At 60.5% G+C, this 14,710-nt stretch carries 12 protein-coding genes; 8 read left to right on the top strand and 4 right to left on the bottom strand.

Annotated elements, in window-relative coordinates:
• Positions 1–26 precede the first annotated feature (26 nt).
• From ACJJU9_RS12490 to ACJJU9_RS12455, 8 genes are all read left to right on the top strand, one after another.
• Positions 27–1,694: a DUF1302 family protein gene (locus ACJJU9_RS12490; protein WP_323370095.1), complete on the top strand. Its 1,668-nt coding sequence runs from the start codon at positions 27–29 to the stop codon at positions 1,692–1,694.
• Between the two features lie 92 nt (positions 1,695–1,786).
• Positions 1,787–2,998 (top strand): thiolase family protein, encoded by a 1,212-nt coding sequence (locus tag ACJJU9_RS12485; RefSeq protein ID WP_123749202.1) that lies wholly within the window; start codon positions 1,787–1,789, stop codon positions 2,996–2,998.
• A gap of 4 nt (positions 2,999–3,002) precedes the next feature.
• Positions 3,003–3,953 (top strand): OB-fold domain-containing protein, encoded by a 951-nt coding sequence (locus ACJJU9_RS12480; RefSeq protein ID WP_407730923.1) that lies wholly within the window; start codon positions 3,003–3,005, stop codon positions 3,951–3,953.
• A 242-nt stretch (positions 3,954–4,195) separates the two neighbouring features.
• The gene (locus tag ACJJU9_RS12475; protein ID WP_407730922.1) at positions 4,196–5,200 is read left to right on the top strand and encodes a WD40/YVTN/BNR-like repeat-containing protein; all 1,005 of its coding nucleotides are present in this window, start codon (positions 4,196–4,198) and stop codon (positions 5,198–5,200) included.
• On the top strand, positions 5,197–7,620 hold the full coding sequence (locus tag ACJJU9_RS12470; RefSeq protein ID WP_407730921.1) for an efflux RND transporter permease subunit: 2,424 nt from the start codon (positions 5,197–5,199) through the stop codon (positions 7,618–7,620). The genes ACJJU9_RS12475 and ACJJU9_RS12470 overlap by 4 nt, the downstream gene beginning before the upstream one ends.
• Positions 7,621–7,801: 181 nt before the next feature.
• A complete protein-coding gene (locus ACJJU9_RS12465; protein ID WP_407730920.1) occupies positions 7,802–9,037 on the top strand; it encodes a helix-turn-helix transcriptional regulator in 1,236 nt (411 codons plus the stop codon).
• Between the two features lie 87 nt (positions 9,038–9,124).
• Positions 9,125–9,892, top strand: a complete 768-nt coding sequence (locus ACJJU9_RS12460) for an SDR family oxidoreductase (protein WP_407730919.1) — start codon at positions 9,125–9,127, stop codon at positions 9,890–9,892.
• A gap of 11 nt (positions 9,893–9,903) precedes the next feature.
• Positions 9,904–10,737: an SDR family NAD(P)-dependent oxidoreductase gene (locus ACJJU9_RS12455; RefSeq protein WP_407730918.1), complete on the top strand. Its 834-nt coding sequence runs from the start codon at positions 9,904–9,906 to the stop codon at positions 10,735–10,737.
• A gap of 215 nt (positions 10,738–10,952) precedes the next feature.
• Here ACJJU9_RS12455 and dmpG read toward each other — a convergent pair whose 3' ends face one another.
• From dmpG to ACJJU9_RS12435, 4 genes are all read right to left on the bottom strand, one after another.
• Positions 10,953–11,972, bottom strand: a complete 1,020-nt coding sequence (gene dmpG, locus ACJJU9_RS12450) for a 4-hydroxy-2-oxovalerate aldolase (RefSeq protein WP_407730917.1) — start codon at positions 11,970–11,972, stop codon at positions 10,953–10,955.
• Positions 11,973–11,982: 10 nt separating this feature from the next.
• Positions 11,983–12,909, bottom strand: a complete 927-nt coding sequence (locus ACJJU9_RS12445) for an acetaldehyde dehydrogenase (acetylating) (RefSeq protein WP_407730916.1) — start codon at positions 12,907–12,909, stop codon at positions 11,983–11,985.
• A gap of 31 nt (positions 12,910–12,940) precedes the next feature.
• The gene (locus tag ACJJU9_RS12440; protein WP_407730915.1) at positions 12,941–13,732 is read right to left on the bottom strand and encodes a fumarylacetoacetate hydrolase family protein; all 792 of its coding nucleotides are present in this window, start codon (positions 13,730–13,732) and stop codon (positions 12,941–12,943) included.
• A gap of 77 nt (positions 13,733–13,809) precedes the next feature.
• Entirely contained in the window at positions 13,810–14,583 is a 774-nt protein-coding gene (locus ACJJU9_RS12435; RefSeq protein ID WP_123749192.1) for a glucose 1-dehydrogenase, read from the bottom strand.
• Positions 14,584–14,710 lie beyond the last annotated feature (127 nt).

Genomic DNA, 14,710 nt, shown 5'->3' with positions numbered 1-14,710 from the left:
GCCGGTTGCCCTTCAGGAGAGTCAGTGTGATCAAGAAAAATAAAAATAACTCTACGGTCATGGCTTCAGGCGCGTTGCAGGTCAGCGGTTTGACAGCGGCGCTGGCCCTGGCGTCAACACCCGCCTGGGCCGGTGACACGATCGAGTTCGATAACGGCATGACCATGGACTGGTCGGTGACCACCAGCTATGGCATCGGGGTGCGGACCGGCAAGCAAAGCAGCCGCCTGATGACCATCAACGCCGACGATGCCAACCGCAACTTCGACCGGGGCAGCCTGACCACAAACCGCGTGGGTGCGCTGGGCGAACTGATATTGCGCAAGGACAACTACGGTGCCGTGGTGCGTGGCAGCACGTTTTATGACGACGTTTACCACCGTGGCAACGATAACAACTCGCCCGACACGGTAAACAAGTACGGCAGCAACGATGAGTTCACCAGTGACACCCGTTATTACAGCGGCGGTCGTACACGCCTGCTGGATGCCTATGTGTTTGGCGGCTGGCGTTTTGACAATGACACCATGCTCGACCTCAAGGCCGGGCGACACATCGAGTCCTGGGGCGAAAGTTTGTACTACCCCGGCGTCAACGGCGTGCAAAACCCGTCAGACGCAGTTAAGGCCGCCCAGCCGGGGGTTGAAGTCAAGGAAGTACTGCTGCCGGTGGGCCAGGTCTCCGGTTCATTTCGCCTCAACCCGCAAGTGACCTTTGGCGCCTATGTGCAGTACGAGTGGAAGGGCACCGAACTGCCACCCGTGGGGAGCTACCTGTCGAGCAGCGATGTGATCGGTCCAGGCCGCGAGTTCATTTACGCCAACGGCCAGAAGGTCGCTTACCGGGGCACCGACGAGCCGCGTGATGGCGGCCAATGGGGTGTGCAAGTGCGTTACCGGCCAGTGCAGGCAGTCGAGCTGTCGCTGTTTCACGTCAATTACCACGACAAGAACCCGGCCACCGCCTTGCTCGGTTATGACGCCCTGCCAGTCGGCGGTGGCCTTAACGCGTTTACGATCAACGGCTATCGGGTCAAGTACTTCGAAGACATCAAACTGACCGGTATCAGCGCCTCTACCAAAATCGGCGAAACCCAGGTCGGGGCTGAATGGTCGTACCGCGATGGCGCGCCGGTCATGGTCAATACCGCTCTGGGCGCAGTACCGGCCAAGGGCAAAGGCCAGCAAATGCAGTTGTCTGCCATGCGCATCCTTGGCGATCGCCCCTGGGCCAGCCAGACCACGCTGACCGCCGAGGTCATTCGCGTGCAGGTTGATAGCGTCGAATCCACCTCGGCAGCGCCGAACCTGCTGGGGGTGAACCTGTTACCGACAGTGGGGGCGCTGGTCGGGCCGTCCAATGACTACACCTACAACACCAGCGCTGGCTGGCGTACCAAAGCCTCCAGTGCCTACACCGTGGGCGCGTCATTCAGTTATCCGGGGGTTTTCCAGGGCTGGGACCTGGACGTTCCCTTGAGCTTTTCCAACGTGTTCAGTGGCTCTACGCCCATGGCCGGGAGCATCTCCGGTGTCGCTGGCGACCGGCGCCTGAGCGTGGGCTCCACGTTCAAGTACCTGGGCAACCTGGAAGTCGGTTTGAAATACATCGCTTACCTGGGTGAGCCGGACCCGATCAAGCGTCCGTTTGCCGACCGTGACTACGCCACGTTCTCAATGAAATACACCTTCTGATCACTAGCTCATGTCCGGGCCTTTAACCACGGCGCCGGGCAATCACCATCACTTTAAAACGGCCGAAGCCTGTGCTTCGGCAGGGAGGCGTCATGGGGCTCAAAGGGCATGCAGCCATTGTTGGCACTGCACAATACAAACCGGAAAAATACGCGACGGCGCCCAAGATGTTTCACCTTGAGCAGGTTGCCGACCTCGCAGCTCAGGCGTTACGCGATGCCGGGCTCAAGGCTTCGGACCTCGACGGGCTGGTAATCAACGGCCCGCACTTTCACGAAGCCTCGGTATTTGTTCCGGCCATGGCCGCCGAATACCTGGGCCTGCGTTTGAACTTCGCTGAAGTAGTGGACCTGGGCGGTTGCACCTCGGTGGGCATGGTCTGGCGCGCTGCGGCGGCGATCGAGTTGGGCCTGTGCCAGGCGGTGCTGTGCGTCATCCCTGCACGCATGGCGCCATTTGGCCCGGATGAGGACCCGTCCTGGATGGCGCGCTCCATGCGCTTCGGTGGGCACAGCACGGCCTTTGGCGCACCTGAAGCCGAGTTCGACCTGCCTTATGGGCACATGGGCCAGAACACTGGCTACGCGATGATTGCCCAGCGTTATGCCGCGCAATACGACTATGACCAGCGCGCGATGGCCAAGATTGCCGTCGACCAGCGCACCAACGCTCTGGCCAACCCGCAGGCAATGTTTTACGGCCAGCCCTTGACCATCGAACAAGTGCTGGCTAGCAAGATGGTCGCCGACCCGCTGCACGTTCTGGAGATTGTGATGCCGGTGGCCGGGGGCGCAGCCATGATCATCACCAACAAGGAAGTCGCGGCACGCTCGCGCAAGCGACCAGCCTTTATTACCGGGTTTGGTGAGCACCTGGCGTTCAAGTCGCCGTCTTATGCTGAAGACATGCTCAACACGCCGATTGGCCCGGCTTCTCGGCGCGCCTTTGGCATGGCCGGGCTTAAGCCTGCGGACATCGACGCCGCGCAAATCTATGACTGCTACACCATCACCACCTTGCTGACCCTGGAAGATGCCGGTTTTTGCGGCAAGGGTGAAGGCATGGCGTTTGTCCGTGAACATGACCTGACCTGGCGTGGTGACTTCCCGATGAACACCCACGGCGGGCAACTGAGCTTCGGCCAGTCAGCTTCGGCGGGCGGCATGAGCCAGGTGATCGAGGCCGTTACGCAAATCGCCGGCACGGCCGGAGAACGCCAACTGGGGCGCTGCGACAACGTGTACGTGTCCGGTACCGGCGGCGTGATGAGCGAGCAGGGCGCATTGATACTTCAGGGAGCATAAGCACATGTCTAATAACAAACCCATGCCGGTCCCCACGCAGATATCCATGCCATTTTGGGAAGGGCTCAAGGCGCGTCGCCTGCTGATCCAGCAATGCAACGCATGTACACACTGGAACTTTTACCCGCGTCGGCATTGCCCGGTCTGCCTGGAGCATGACCTGACCTGGCATGAAGTCGATGGCGCTGCAACGCTGTACAGCTATACCGTGACGCGTATCGCCACCTTGCCCGACTTTATCGATGAAATGCCGCAAAAACTGGCGGTGGTTGAATTGGCGCAAGGGGTGCGCATCAACACCAACCTGGTCGGTCTTGATGAAAGCGAAATCAAAATCGGCATGGCGTTGCAGCCTGTCTTTGCCCAAGTGGATGGCAAAGGTAACCGCCTGCTGCGCTTCACCGGCGTTGACAAGGCCGTCGCGCCACTGGAATCGCTGCCAGAACAGGCTCGCGTTCCGCAGCCTGTAGCGTGCGAACAGCCACTGGCCCGGCAGATCGACCTGAACGATGAACCGGCTTTGCAGGCGTTGGTCAGCGAGCAGTACAGCGACTGGAGCAACGTAGTCGTCGTCGACCAGGCACTGATCGATGCCTTTGCCCAGTTGTCGGGCGACGATTACTGGATCCACACCGACCCTGAGCGGGCGCGACTGCAAAGCCCGTTCGGCGGCACCATCGCCCATGGCGCGCTGGTGCAGGTTTTACAATCGCGAATGAAACTGGCGCTGGGTTTTGAGATCAGCGGTTTTAGCACCCAGATCAACTACGGCTCCGACCGTCTGCGCTTCCCGGCGCCCGTACCTGCAGGCTCACGCATCCACTCCCGGGCCCGGGTGAAAAAAGTTGAGCGGCTGCCCCGTGGCACCCAATTGACCCTGGAGCTCAATACCCATGTGGTAGGCCAGGACCGCCCATCCGTCATCAATGACTTGGTCATTCTCTACATCGCTTGACCCCTCTGCAGGCGCCAGATCTGGCGGCGAAATCAATACACACACTTTTCGCCGCCAGCCTGGCTCAGCAGCCCGGCGACATAAGCCATTTGGACGATGTAACGGCCAGGGCTTGCACGGAGTATCACTTAGGAAGCCGCGCAGGTCTGGCGTGCTTCTGCTGCCCTCGCACCTGATAAGAACAAGAGGATTGGCCCTATGACTTGCCCTATGCACGTGTGCCTGGAACAGGAGCGTTGTGTATGCGTTCTCTGATCGGTTACGCGGTTTGCCTGATGGTCGCGTTGACCATTGGCTACACCTTCTCGCCCAAATCCCCTGCGCAAGCAGAACCTTTGGCCACGCGGCCGGATCGGGTGCAGATCAACGGCTTGCTTAATCTGGGCTCGCGAGTGGTCGCAGTGGGCGAGCGCGGCAGCATTTTGCTCAGCGATGATCAGGGCGTCAGTTGGCAGCAGGCCAGTGTCAGCACTCAACGCAACGCCACCTTGACCGCTGTCGTCGCGCTGGACGCCAAACGGTTGCTGGCTGTCGGGCATGACAGCTGGATCCTGCGCTCCGACGATGCCGGCAGCACCTGGCAGGAAGTGCGCTACGACAGCGAGTTGGGTGAACCGCTGCTGGGGGTGTGGACTGCTGGCGGTGACAGCGTCATGACGTTTGGCAGTTTCGGCAAGTTCTATCAATCCCTTGATGGCGGCAAGACCTGGGCGCCAAAGGCGCTGGATATCGACAAGGCCCATTTGAACAGCATGGCCGGTGGCAACGATGGACGGCGCATGTTGGTGGGTGAGCAAGGGCTGGTCTTGCGCACCGATGACGCGGGTCGGCACTGGCGCAGCTTGACGCCTTTTTACAACGGTTCGTTGTTCGGCATCGTGCGCCTGAGTGCCGATAACTGGGTGGCTTATGGCATGCGCGGGCATGTCTTCGTCACTCACGATTTTGGCAACAACTGGACGCAGATCAAAACCGGTAACCAGTTGCCCCTGTATGGCCATGCCGTGCTGCCCGATCACACCGGGCTGGTGATTGTCGGCGCGGGCAGTTCCGTTGTGCGACTCAATGAACAGGGAGAACTGGTCGGCGTGGGGCGTCTGGCCGGGCTGGGCACGTTGACTTCGGCAACGTTGATTGGCTCGCGCCTGCTGGTGGGTGGCGAGCGTGGGGTATTGCAGGGTTCTGCCGGCAGCGTCGCTGCCCTGGTGACCCCTCAGGCCAGCGAGTCCAAGGGAGTCATGCAATGAATCAAGGCAAACACTGGGTGACGCGTTGCGTCGAAACGTGCGCAGACTACCTGATGGCCTGGCGCAAACAGCTGTTGGCGCTGTTTGTGCTGGTGACAGTGGGCCTGGGCTACAGCGCCACCCATACGCAACTGGACCCGGGGTTCAACAAACAGATCCCGGTGAGCCACCCGTACATGATCAACTTCCTCAAGTTCAGCAATTACTTCACAGGGGCCAACCGCTTTCTGGTCAATGTGCGCTGGAAAGGTGAGGGTGATATTTATAACCCCGAGTACCTGGAGACGCTGAGTAAAGTCACTGACGACGTGTTTTTCATCTCCGGGGTCAGCCGCCCCAGCGTGACATCGCTGTTCACCGCCAATGTGCGCTATATCGAAATCACCGAGGAAGGTTTTTTCGGTGACGTGGTGGTGCCACCGCGTTTCAGCGGCACCCCCGAAGACCTGGCGCAGGTGCGCAGCAACACGGCGGCCTCGGGTCAGGTCGGGCGGCTGGTGGCCAACGACCTGAAATCGGCCATGGTCCGTGCAGACTTGCAGGATATCGACCCCAAGACTGGTAAACCGGTGTCTTATGTGGAGATCGCCAAGCGCCTGGAGGACATTCGCAACCAGTACAACAGCCCCGATATCGAAATCAATATTGTCGGGTTCGCCAAGCTGGTGGGGGATGTGGTTGAGGGGCTCAACACGGTGATCGGCTTCTTTATCGTTGCCTTTGTCATCACCGGTTTATTGCTTTGGGTGTATTCCCGCTCGCTGCGTCTGACCGTGGTGGCGCTGGTGGTGGCGTTGCTTCCGGTGGTCTGGTTGCTGGGCTTATTGCCGCTGCTGGGCCTGGGCATCGACCCGATGTCGATTCTGGTGCCCTTTCTGATCTTCTCCATTGGCGTGTCCCATGCGGTGCAGATGACCAACGCCTGGAAGCAGGAAGTGCTGGCAGGCCATTCTGCAAAAGACGCCGCGCGCTCGGCGTTCTGCAAGATATTCATCCCCGGCTCTTTGGCCTTGTTGATGAACGCCTTGGGGTTTGCAGTGATCATGCTGATCGATATTCCCATCGTTCACGAGCTGGGGGTGACGGCCTGTATCGGTGTGATGCTGATGATCATCACCAACAAATTGATGTTGCCAATCATCATTTCTTACCTGCGTCTTGAACCCGCCTTGTTGCGTCGGGCCCAAGCGCAGCCCGCGGGCAAACACCGCCTGTGGTGGCGACTGTCAGCGCTGGCCGAACCTGGCCCGGCGCTCGGGGTATTTGCTATCAGCCTGCTGCTGTTGCTGGCCGGTGCCTATAAAGCCCGCGATCTGGCGGTGGGCGACATTGGCGCCGGTGCACCGGAACTGCGCGTCGATTCTCGCTACAACCAGGACAATGCCAAGATCATCAGCAGCTACTCGATCGGGCTGGATGTGATGTCGGTGTTTGTCCAGGTCAAAGGGGTCGAGGAAGGTTGCCTGTCACCCACCGTGATGCGCGCGGTTGAGGCATTTGATTTTCGCATGCGCACCGTTCCGGGCGTGCAGTCGATCCAGAGCGTAGTGGACATGGGCAAGCGGGTGATTGCCGGTAACAACGAAGGCAACCCGCGCTGGGCCGCAATACCTGGGTCTTCACGGGGTTTGAGTCAGGGGGCACGGGCCTACATGCCGGATGACGGGCTGGTCACCGACGGCTGCCAGCAGATGCAGATCCTGGTGTTTTTGGCCGACCATGAAGGCAGCACCGTCAGCCATGCCATCGAGCAAGCCAGGCGCATCATCGCCGAGGTCAGTTCGCCGCAGGTCGAGTTCCTCCTCGCCGGTGGCAACGTCGGTGTCATGGCGGCCTCCAACGAGGCGGTCAAGCATGCCGAAGTGATCATGCTCGGGGCACTGTTCGGCTCGGTGGCGCTGTTTTGCTGGCTGACCTTCCTGTCGATTCGTGCAGTGCTGTGCATTCTGGTGCCGCTGGCGATCGTAGCGATCCTCTGTAATGCCCTGATGACGATGCTCGGCATCGGCCTGAAAGTCGCGACCCTGCCCGTAATGGCGCTGGGTGTGGGCGTCGGTGTCGACTACGGGATTTACCTCTACGAGCGTATCCAGCACGAAATGCTTCGGGGGGCGAACCTGCGCGAGGCTTTCTACGAGGCGATGTGTCAACGCGGTACGGCAGCAGTGTTTACCGCCGTAACCATGTCGATTGGTGTCTGTACCTGGGCATTTGCCCCGCTGAAGTTTCAGGCGGACATGGGCGTGCTGTTGTCGTTCATGTTCCTGGTCAACGTGCTGGGGGCGATTTTTCTTCTGCCAGCACTGGCGGCCTGGTTCAATCTCGGGCGCCCGCTGGTGCGTCAGCGAGTGAGGCAACCGGCCATGGCACAGGGCCAGTTTCGCCTGAAAAACAGCCCGGCATCGCGTGATATTCAGTAACAAAAATAAAGGTGCCGGACCTATTGTGGAGTCAATAAGCGATCGTGACACTGATCCCGGTCGCGCCGCATGAGGCCACGCTGCAAGCAGCGTTCAAAGGGGGAGCCCAGAGCTCTCCCAAGCCGAAATTATAAAAATAATAAGGGAAGGAATGTGTCCTTACCCGAGCGAGGAGAAGACTATGCAAAGTAGCGTCTTGACCCATGAAGGTCTGGTGAGTCTTGGTCTGGAACTGGCGCGTTACAACGAATTGGTGGGCGAAATCTATGAAGGCGCACTGGACCCGAAACTGATGGCCCGCGCCCTTAAAAGCTTTCTCAAACTCTACGATGCCAACTTCGCCACCCTGATCCTGCGTGTGCCCGAACAAACCGATACCGGGGTGATGATTCTCGCGGGGGACATTGAGGGCGCCGGTGATGTCTGCTACATGACCTACCCGCAAACCAGCACACCGTTCGCAAACCAGCCGCTGGACCATGTGTTCACCGTGGACGACATCATGTCGTCCACCGAGTGGGAGCAAAACGTCTACTTCAAGATGTTCTGCGGGCCCCATGACGTATACCACCTGATGGGCGCCGACATTTCCACCCCGGATGGCGGCAAACTGCGTTTTCGTGTGACACGGCCCAAGCACAAACCCAACTTTTCGGCCAATGAACGGGCGTTGTGCGCCAGCTTTCTGCCGCATCTGCGCCGTGCGTCGCAGTTGCACAACCTTATTGATCGCAGCGAATCGTTGAGCGACCTGTACTCCCAGGCCATCAGCCGCTTGTCGGTCGCGACGCTGGTGCTGGACGAGAGTGGCAGCGTGTTGCAGAGCAACCCGGTGGCCGATGAGATCCTCGCCCGTTCTGATGGCCTGAAGCTGGTGGGCGGCCGCCTCGAAGCCACTTATCCAAGTGACAACCGGGTGCTGCAACAGCTGATTCGCAGTGCGTTTGACCCGGATGCCCCAAAAAGCGCCGAAGCTATGTCTGTGACCCGGCCTTCGGGGCTGGTCAATCTGGGGGTGGTGGTCGAATCGATTCCATCCCTGGATTGGGCCGAGGAAAAAGGCCAACCGGCGGCGCTGGTGTACATTCGCGATGCGTCGAGCAAGTCCCTGGCCAGCGAAGTGGTGACTAAGCAGTTGTTCAACCTCACCCGTGCAGAAACCGCCCTGGCGATGGAACTGGCCAACGGGTTGTCACTGGAGGAGGCCGCCGAAGCCTTGAATATTCGCCGTAACACGGCACGCGCGCATTTGCGCTCGATCTTCTCCAAGACCGGTGTGCGGCGTCAGACCGAACTGGTGCGCATCATGCTCAACAGCGTGGTCGCGCTGGGTAAACCCAAGCCGACCATGAAAGTCGCGGAAAAAATCAAAGTCCCACCGCCCCGACTGTCTGCACCGATCTACAACCACGCCTGAGTCAGGCTCGAGTTTTTTAGTCTGCTCAGACGATGCCGGGGCGGGATGCGCGTGCCGATACTGCCTGGATCATTACGGAGAATACACATGCCTATAACTGCTATTACAGGAAGCGCCTCGGGAATCGGTGCCGCCGTCAGCGCGGCCATGCGTGCTGCAGGGCACCAGGTGATCGGGATCGATCGCAGCAACGCGGATGTAAACGCCGATCTATCGACGCCACAGGGGCGTGACGCCGCCATCACACAGGTACTCGAACTCAGCGGCGGTGCCCTCGACGGGCTGATCTGCTGTGCCGGGGTAGGGGTTACGGCGCCCACCTGCGGCCTTATCCTGGCGGTCAACTATTTTGGCGTCAGCCAGTTGCTCGAAGGCCTGCAAGGCGCATTGAGCCGCGGGCATCAGGGCGCGGCGCTGGTGATCGGCTCAGTGGCGGCGACTCATTCAGGCCCGGCGGACCAGCCGATGATTGATGCCATGCTCGGCGGCGATGAAGCCGGGGCCTTGGCGTTGGCCAACGACAGCGGGCAATCTCACGTAGCCTATGCCGCCTCCAAATACGCCATCAGCCATCATGCCCGCAGCCTGGCGGTGAGCTGGGGCAAGCAGGGGTTGCGACTTAACGTGGTTGCACCGGGCGCGGTAGAAACACCGTTACACCAGGCATCCCTGAACGATGCCCGGTTTGGTCAGGCAACCCGCGATTTTGTTGCGCCGCTGGGCCGTTCCGGTCGCCCGGTTGAAATCGCCGCCGTGGTGGCGTTCCTGCAATCGCCCCAGGCATCGTTTGTTCATGGCAGCGTGGTGTTTGTTGATGGCGGCATGGACGCCATGGTTCGCCCCGCACGCTTTTAAAAGGATTGAGCATGAATAAGGTGGCATTCATCACTGGCGCCAGCCGGGGTATTGGCCGTGAGGCGGCGCTGGCATTTGCCCGCGCCGGGTTTGACGTAGCAATCAGCGCCCGCACGCTCAACGAGGGTGAACGGCATGAGCACGCGTTGCACGACGCCGACGGAGCACCGCTGACAGGCAGCCTTAATGGCACCGCGCACACGCTGCGTGAGCTGGGCTGCCGGGTACTCGTGGTGCCGATGGACCTGCTCGACAGTGACTCGGCCCTCGTTGCCTGCGACGCAGTGATGGCTGAGTACGGGCGTATCGATGTGTTGATCAATAACGCGATCTACCAGGGCAGCGACCTCAACGCCGGCTTCATGGACCTGCAAGCGCAGACGCTGGAGCGGATGTTCCAGGGCTATATTCTGACGCCGTTCCTGTTGACCCGGGCCGTGACCGAACACATGGTGGCACGTGGTGGCGGGGTGGTGATCAATGTCACCTCTGGTGCCGGAGAGAGCGACCCGCCCGTGGCAGCAGCCAAGGGCGGCTGGGGCTATGCCTACGGTGCGGGCAAGGCGGCGGTGTCGCGGTTGTCCGGGGTGTTGAGCACCGAACTGGGCGCGGCTGGCGTGTGCGCCTACACGCTTAACCCTGGGGTCGTCACCACCGAAGCGCTCAAAGCCACCATCGGCGACAAAGGCCTGATAGCCCTGCGCGCCGGCAGCGCACCGCCGCAGGTTCCGGCAGCTGTCATGTTGTGGCTGGCCACCGCGGAACAAGCCCCGGCGTTCCAACGCCGAACCATAGCGGCGCAACCCTTCGCGCTAGAACACAACATCGTCGCTGACTGGCGATAAAACTAACACCAGCGTGTAGGAGCGAGCTTGTCTCGCGATCTGGCTTTAGATCCAAAAAGCTCCGTTAAACCACGCTGGCCGAACGCACGTCTTATGTACTCAGCTCAAAAGCCCCCTCACCCTAGCCCTCTCCCGAAGGAGAGGGAACCGATTGGGGGATGCTGAAGATTCTCGCTGTCCTGTTTGCTGCGCGACAGCGCGGCGGCGTAGAACGGTTATCTGTTGCGAGCGAGGGTCATGGCGGTGTCTTCGATCATGTCTTCCTGGCCACCGACCATGCCACGACGGCCCATTTCTACGAGAATTTCCCGAGCGGATACGCCGTATTTTTTCTCGGCGCGCTTGGCAAACAGCAGGAATGAGCCATATACCCCGGCGTAACCCATGGTCAGGGCGTCACGGTCACTGCGGATCGGGAAGTCCATGATCGGCACGACCAGGTCTTCGGCCACGTCCTGAATACCAAACACGCTAACGCCTGTGTCGATGCCCATCCGGTCGCACACAGCAACCAGCACTTCCATGGGCGTGTTGCCCGCACCGGCACCGAGGCCCGCGCAAGCGGCGTCAATACGGTTGGCGCCAGCGGCAATGGCGGCAATCGAGTTGGATACGCCCATCGACAGGTTGTGATGGCCGTGAAAACCGATCTCGGTGCCCGGTTTCAGTGCCGCCCGCATCGCGGCCACACGCGCGCTCACCTCATGGGGCAACAGGTAACCCGCCGAGTCGGTCAGGTAGATGCAATTGGCGCCGTAGCTTTCCATTAGCAGGCCTTGCTGGACCAAACCTTGCGGGCTGTTCATGTGGGCCATCATCAGAAAACCGACGGTGTCCATGCCCAGCCCGCGCGCGTGGGAAATGTGCTGTTCGCTGACATCAGCCTCTGTGCAGTGGGTGGCAACCCGAATGGTATTGACCCCCAGTTCATGGGCCATTTTCAGGTGGTCGACGGTTCCGATGCCCGGTAGCAGCAAGGCCGATACCTTGGCTTTTTTCATCAGAGGGATGACGGCAGACAGGTATTGCTCGTCCGTGTGGGCCGGGAAGCCGTAGTTCACCGAGCTGCCGCCCAGGCCGTCGCCGTGGGTGACTTCGATCAGTGGCACACCCGCGGCATCGAGACCACAGGCGATGTCTTTCATCTGCTGCAGGCTGATCTGGTGCCGCTTGGGATGCATGCCGTCACGCAGGCACATGTCATGAACGGTGATGCTTTTGCCGCGAAGATCCATGGTCGGCTCCTTAAGCGTGGGCGGTTTGAGCGATGACGGGCAACACGAGTTCGCCCTTGAGGATTTCTTCGGCAAACATTTCGGCAGTGCGCGCTGCAGCAGCGGTCATGATGTCGAGGTTACCGGCGTACTTGGGCAGGTAGTCACCGAGGCCCTCGACCTCCATGAAAATCGACACCCGATTCCCATCGAATACCGGGCCGTTGACCAGTTTGTAGCCGGGCACATAGCGCTGCACTTGCTCAATCATGGCCTCGATGGCAGCGGTAATGGCTTCCTGGTCGGGCTCTGTAGCGGTCAGGCAATGCACGGTGTCACGCATGATCAACGGCGGCTCGGCCGGGTTAATGATGATGATTGCCTTGCCTTTTTTTGCCCCGCCGACTTTTTCGACGGCACTTGAAGTGGTGCGGGTGAACTCGTCGATGTTTTTCCGGGTGCCGGGGCCGACTGATTTGGACGCCGCCGTGGCAATGATTTCGGCGTAGTCCACCGGCTGCACGCTGGACACCGCCGCAACCAGCGGAATGGTCGCCTGACCGCCGCACGTGACCATGTTGACGTTCATGATGCCCAGGCCCAATTGAGCCTTAAGGTTGACCGGGGGCACGCAATACGGACCGATTGCCGCCGGCGTCAGGTCGATCATCAACACACCCAGGGCGTTGAGCTTTTGCGAGTTCTGCGCATGCACGTAGGCCGAAGTGGCATCGAAGGCGATCTGGATGTTGTCTTCCAGAACGTAAGGCAACAAGCCGTCAACCCCCTCGGCGGTGGTTTTCAGGCCCAGTTCGCGCGCGCGCAGCAACCCTTCGGATGCTCTGTCGATACCGACCATCCATACCGGTTCCAGCACATCGCTGCGCATGAGTTTGTAAAGCAGGTCGGTGCCGATGTTGCCCGGCCCGATCAGCGCACATTTGATTTTGCTTCTCATGTTTTTTGGCTCTTGGGGAGGGAAGGGGGCGTCAAAGGACAAAACGCAGGCTGATGTCGCCAAGCCCGCTCATGGACAGGCTGATATGGTCACCGGCGACCACCGGTACCAGCGGTGCCAGTGCCCCGGAGAGAATGATTTCGCCCCGGCGGAACGGGATGCCCAGTTCGCCCAGGGTATTGGCCAGCCAGGCGACAGCCGCACAAGGGTGGCCCTGTACCGCCGAGCCCAGGCCTGAGCCTGCCGGGTTGTGGTTTTTCAGCAGTTGCATGTGCACGGCGGCCAGGTCCAGCGAGCGCGGGTCGATGCGTTGCGGCCCAAGGGCAAATACACCGCAGGAGGCGTTGTCGGCCACGGTGTCCTGGATGCGGATCTGCCAGTCGTGGATGCGCGAATCGACTATTTCAAAACAGGGCACGACCCACTGGCTGGCGGCCAGCACGTCTTCGCGGCTGATGCCCGGCCCGTGCAGGTCTTCACCGAGAATAAAGGCAATCTCGCCTTCAGCACGTGGCTGGATCAGGTTGTAGCGGGCCAGGCTGACATCGCTGCCATCGGCAACCTGCATCGCGTCTGTGAGAAAGCCGAAGTCCGGTTGGTGAACATCGAGCATTTGCTGGACAGCGAGGCTGGTGACACCGATTTTTTTGCCAATGACCCTTTCTCCCAGGGCTTCACGGCGTTTTAGAAATTGCAGGGAAATCTGGTAGGCCTGCTCTAGGGTGATCTGCGGATAACGGCGGGTCAGCGGGGCCAGTGTCTGGCGGTTGCGCAGGGCGTTGAACAGTTCGTCACCGAGCGCTTTGATCAAGTCTGTGTCCATGGTGAGGACTCCGGATGGATTGCAAAGCGGGAGAGAAAAGGCCGGCCCAGCGCTTCAGGGCTGGCCTTGAAGGGTGTTTAACCTGGCCAGACGGTGGAGTCGGCGCCGCCATCGACATCAATGATCTTGCCGGTTACCCAGGCCGAGGCAGGGCTGGCCAGGTACAGCGCAGCGGCGGCGATATCCTGAGGGGTGCCCAGGCATTTGAGCGGGGTGTTGGCTTCCATGACCTCACGCATGGCGCTGGGCATCACGCCGCTGAGTGCTTCGGTCAGGGTCGGGCCGGGCGCCACTGCGTTGACCCGGATGTGCGGAGCGAAGTCCTGGGCCAGCAGGCGGGTCAAGTGGCTGAGCGCGGCCTTGGCCGTGCCATAGGCACTGAAATGGCGCTGCGCATAACGCGCCGCTACCGAGCTGATATTAAGAATGTTGCCGCCACCGGCTTCGCGCATCAGCGGCACACACAACTGGCAGAACGCATAGGTGGTGGCAACGTTGAAATTCAGCACCTGGGCAAACGCTTCAGGCGTCATGCCCAAGGGGTCGTTGGGGCCGCCGCCGCCCACGTTATTTACCAAGTGGGTGATACGGCCCATGTGTTCGACGCTGTGGCGCACCAGCGCCTGGCGTTGCTCGCTGTCATTGACGTCACAGGTCAACGCCAGGGCGCGCCGACCAAGGCCACGGACTTCGTCGGCGACAGCCTCAACCTCGGCCAGCGAACGTGCCGTACACACCACATCGGCGCCGGCCTCGGCAAACGCCAGGGCAATCGCCCGACCGATGCCCCGGCCGCTGCCCGTGACGATGGCGACACTGCCGTGCATCTGGAAACGCTGCAAAATACTCATGACCACTTGCTCCATGGGGTCGACTGTTAATAGCGCCACTATTGCAGTCGCCCCCATAAGCAGCATCGTCTTATCGGACTAGCGCCCGTCGGCACGGGCTGAGGGTTTGCAGCCCCTAGTCCGCTTT

This window comes from Pseudomonas helleri (assembly GCF_045830615.1).
In the GTDB taxonomy this organism is placed as follows: Bacteria; Pseudomonadota; Gammaproteobacteria; order Pseudomonadales; family Pseudomonadaceae; genus Aquipseudomonas; species Aquipseudomonas helleri.
The sequence above is the reverse complement of the archived record's forward strand: the minus strand, read 5'-3'. Positions and strand labels throughout refer to the sequence as shown.